This window comes from Burkholderia sp. Ac-20392 (genome assembly GCF_017104585.1).
Classification (GTDB): Bacteria; Pseudomonadota; Gammaproteobacteria; order Burkholderiales; family Burkholderiaceae; genus Burkholderia; species Burkholderia lata.
The window spans coordinates 1-4,130 of sequence record NZ_JAAGPB010000651.1; the positions used below are offsets into that span (position 1 = coordinate 1).

The window sequence follows — 4,130 nt, forward strand, 5'->3', positions numbered from 1 at the left end:
GCCGGTCTTCCGCTCTCTGTGCCCGAACAGCACGAGCGGTGCGTGCGCATAGCGTTGCAGCGCGTCGGCGGCGGGGCCGGCGAGTGCGTCGATCGACGCCAGGCACGGCTCGCCGAAGCGTTCCTCGCGGCCCGGATACTGCAGTGCGAGCAGGTCGACGTCCCACGGCAGCGCGCGGCTCCAGCCGCGAAAGAAATTCGCGGTGCCGCCCGCGTGCGGGAAGCAGACGAGCTGCGCACGCGGGCACGGCGACAGGCGCAGTTCGCGGATCCAGTTCGAATCGGTCGGTCGTGCGCTCATGCGGCCGCCGCCTGCAACTGGCGGCGCAGCAGGTCGCGCAGCGATTTCTTGCTGGTCTTGCCGATGCCGGTTTCGGGGAAGCGCGGCATGAACTCGATGCGATCGGGAATCTTGAACGCCGCGAGCCCGCAGTCGCGCAGGTAGCGCTTCAGCACCAGCCGGGACGGTGCGGGCGCGCGGGCGACGACGAATGCGCACGTGCGCTCGCCGAGCAGCGGGTCGGGCATCGCGACCACCGCCGCATCGTGCACCTGCGGATGCGCGAGCAGCAGGTTCTCCACTTCCTCGGCGGAGACTTTCTCGCCGCCGCGATTGATCTGGTCCTTGTCGCGGCCTTCGACGACGAGGTCGCCGTCCGCGGTGCGCCGCACGCGGTCGCCGCTGCGATAGAAGCCGTCGGCGGTGAACGCGGTCGCGTTGTGCTCGGCGAGACGGTAGTAGCCGCGGATCGTGTACGGGCCGCGCACCTGCAGTTCGCCGATCTCGCCGGGCGCGACCGGTTCGCCGGCATCGTCCACGATGCGCACTTCGTCGCCGTCCGACACGGGGCGGCCCTGCGTCTGCGCGATCCGTTCGGGCGAATCGTCGAGCCGCGTGCAGCAGATGAGCCCTTCGGCCATGCCGAACACCTGCTGCAGTCGGCAGCCGAGCACGGGCGTCACGCGCGCGGCCGCGTGGTCCATCAATCGCGCGCCGCCGACCTGCAGCACGCGCAGGCTCGACAGGTCGGCCTGTCGCTGCGGCTGTTCGTCGAGCCACAGCAGCGCGAGCGGCGGCACGAGCGCGGTATGCGTGACGCGTTCCTGCGCGATCAGCGCGAAGCTCTGTTCGGGCTCGGGCCGCCCGGTCGTGACTACGCGGCCGCCCGCGAGCAGCGCGCCGATCGTGCCGGGGCAGCACAGCGTGAAGTTGTGTGCCATCGGCAGCGCGGCGAGATACACGGTGCCGGCGTCGAAGCCGCTCGCGGCGCTGCACGCGCGCACGTTGTACAGGTATTCGCGATGGCGGCGCGGGATCAGCTTCGGCGTGCCGGTCGTGCCGCCCGACAGCTGGAAGCACGCGATGTCGTCGGCGCCCGCCGCGCATTCGCGCAGCGGCGGCGCGTCGTACAGCGCATCGAACGGGGTGAACGCGTGGTCGTCGCCGGCCATCACGACGTGCTCGAGCGTCGGGCAGTCGGCCTGCAGCGCGGCCGCGAGCGGCCGGCAGTCGAACTCGCCGAGTTGCGCCGCGCCCAGGTACGCACGCGCGCCGGCGAAGCGGCAGAACGCGCCGATCTCGTAGTGCCGGTGAGCGGGGAGGGCGAGCACCGGCCGCACGCCGAGCTGGAACAGTGCGAAACAGGTCTCGATGAAACGCGCGCCGTTCGGTAGCTGGACGACGACCGTGTCGCCGCGCGTCAGGCCGAGGCGTGCGAGGCCGCCTGCCAGCCGGCGGATGCGCGAGAGCAGGTCGCCAAAACTGAGCCGGCAGGCGCCGTCAACGATCGCGAGCGCATCGGGATCGCGCTGCGCTTGCGCGTCGAGCGCATCGAAGAAAGTCGTGTCTTGCCAATAGCCGGCGTCGCGATAGCGGTGCGCGAAGTCGTCGGGCCAGTCGGGCGCATCGGCCGGGAGGGCCGGCGCCACGGAGGGAAGGGAGGATTGCATGCGCTGACCTTGGGTTCCGGCAAGTTGTCAGAAAATGTAAATGAGAGGTATTATCATTTGTAACAAGTGACGCGATAGCGCCGTTTCTTTCGATATCGCGGCAATTTCATTCGATCGGGCGCCTGTCGCGCGGCGCCCGCCCGGCCCGGCCGGACAATCGGCCGGTTGCCGCCGGCGCGCGCCGGGCCGCGCGTGCCGCCTAACCAACGGACCTCCGATGAGCTCGACCTCCTTCGCTTCGTCACGACGTCACCCGCCGGTGCTCGTGCCCGGCAATCATCCGGGCGTGGTGCACATCGACGCGGGCATGAAACTCATGAGCGGCACGCTGTGCTCGGACAGCCGCGACTGGTACGAGGAGCCGCTCGAAAAAGGGCTGAAACTCGTCCTCGTGCAGAGCGGGCAGTTGCGTTGCCGCGTTCCCGGCCAGCCCGAGCAGTGCATCAAGGGGCCGGGCCTGTGCGTGATCGCCAACGACGGCGAATTCACGACGCACCAGATCTACGACCGCGACACGCCGCTGCGCTACACGATCGTGCAGCTCGGCCTCGATGCGCTCGACCGCAACCTGAGTCTCTTGCCGGAGAAGATGCTCGCGCCGACGGGCGGCGATCCGCGCATCGTCAGTTGCCCGGCGTCGAAGGCGCTACAGGCGCTCGCGGTGCAGATCGCGACGTGCCCGTTCGAGGGCGCGGTGCGCGAGTACTACCTGAAGGCCAAGGCGTTCGAGCTGACCGCGCTGAGTGCGCAACTGCTGGCGACGCAGCGGCAGTTCGCGCCGGCCGACGTGCGCGTCACGTCGTCGGACGTCGAGCGCGTGTACGCCGCGAGCGACATCCTGACGCGCGAGCTGCAGCAGCCGCCCACGCTCGATGCGCTCGCGGGCCGGGTGGGGATGAATTCGCGCAAGCTGACGGCCGGTTTCCGCAAGGTGTTCGGCACGAGCGTGTATGCGTACCTGCAGGAATACCGGTTGCGGACCGCGCACGCGATGCTGTGCGCGGAGGACGCCAACGTGTCGACCGTCGCGTACCGGGTTGGCTACAGCCCCGCGCATTTCTCGATCGCATTCCGCAAGCGTTACGGCATTTCGCCGAGCGATATTCGTGCGTCGTCGAACGCGATCGACGACATCGAGATGGAGAGCGCGGCAATCTAAAACAACTGACCGGCAGCCTAAAGCAATCGATCAGGCTCATGGGTGTGAATGAGATAGATTCTCATTCACGGGTGGCCGCCGCCGCGCGGATCCGCCATCGAACGACCCATACAAGGCGTGCCCATGAGCCAGACCGCTGTCGATTTCCGTATCGATCATTCCGATCCTTCCAGTTTTTCTCCCATAGCCTTTCGCTCGCAGCTCGTCGCGATGATCGCCGAGCTGCTCGACGAGCCCGTCGACGAAATCGCATCGCTCGACGATGACGAGGACCTGCTGAGTTGCGGCCTCGATTCGATCCGGTTGATGTATCTGCAGACGCGCGTGAACCGACTCGGCTACGCGCTGACGTTCGATGCGCTTGCGCGCACGCCGACGCTCGGCGCGTGGGCCGAGCTGCTCGCGAATGCGCCGCGCGTCGCCCCCGCGGCGCCTGACGTCGAGGCTGACGAGGTGGTCGACGTCGACGTGCACGCGCCGTTCGATCTGTCGGCGGTGCAGCAGGCGTACTGGCTCGGCCGCGGCGACGGCGAAGTGCTCGGCAACGTGAGCTGTCACGCGTTCCTCGAGTTTCGGTGCCGCGCGATCGATCCCGCTCGCCTCGATGCGGCGTGCCGGCGTGTGCGCGAGCGCCATCCGATGCTGCGTGCGTGCTTCACCGGTGGCCGCCAGCAGATCGTCGCGGCGCCGGACGCGCCGGTGTTCGCGCATGCGGACTGGCGCGACAGGACGGCCGCCGATGCGGAAACCGAATGGGCGTCGCTGCGCGCGTTCCGGTCGCACGAATGTCTCGACGTCGAGCACGCGCAGGTCTTCTTGATGGGGCTCGTGCAGATGCCCGGCGGCGAGGATCGCGTCTGGCTGAGCGTCGACCTGCTCGCGGCCGACGTGGACAGCGTGCGGTTGCTGATGCAGGAGATCGGCGCCGCGTATGCCGAACCGTCGGCGCTGCCCGATGCGCCGTCGACGTGGTTCCCGGCCTGGCTCGCGCGTCGCGCGGCCGATACGCGCGATGCGCGGGC

Annotated in this window: 4 protein-coding genes; 2 read left to right on the forward strand and 2 right to left on the reverse strand. The window is 68.9% G+C overall.

Translation table 11 applies throughout. The features are described 5' to 3' along the window. Both G3N99_RS36230 and G3N99_RS36235 read right to left on the reverse strand, forming a co-directional pair. The coding region (locus G3N99_RS36230) for a thioesterase domain-containing protein (protein WP_241012028.1) at positions 1 to 300 on the reverse strand (300 nt) is incomplete at its 3' end. Beyond that, a complete protein-coding gene (locus G3N99_RS36235) occupies positions 297 to 1,949 on the reverse strand; it encodes an AMP-binding protein (protein ID WP_174936698.1) in 1,653 nt (550 codons plus the stop codon). The genes G3N99_RS36230 and G3N99_RS36235, both read right to left, overlap by 4 nt. Positions 1,950 to 2,166: 217 nt before the next feature. On the opposite strand from G3N99_RS36235, the gene G3N99_RS36240 reads away from it, so the two are divergent. Beyond that, the gene (locus tag G3N99_RS36240; protein ID WP_174936701.1) at positions 2,167 to 3,108 is read left to right on the forward strand and encodes an AraC family transcriptional regulator; all 942 of its coding nucleotides are present in this window, start codon (positions 2,167 to 2,169) and stop codon (positions 3,106 to 3,108) included. Between the two features lie 123 nt (positions 3,109 to 3,231). Further along, positions 3,232 to 4,130: phosphopantetheine-binding protein (locus tag G3N99_RS36245; protein WP_241012029.1), on the forward strand; the 899-nt coding region annotated here is incomplete at its 3' end.

Coding starts and splice junctions, on each gene's coding strand:
- G3N99_RS36235 (WP_174936698.1), bottom strand. CDS start 1,949: ATGCAATCCTCCCTTCCCTCCGTGGCGCCGGCCCTCCCGGCCGATGCG.
- G3N99_RS36240 (WP_174936701.1), top strand. CDS start 2,167: ATGAGCTCGACCTCCTTCGCTTCGTCACGACGTCACCCGCCGGTGCTC.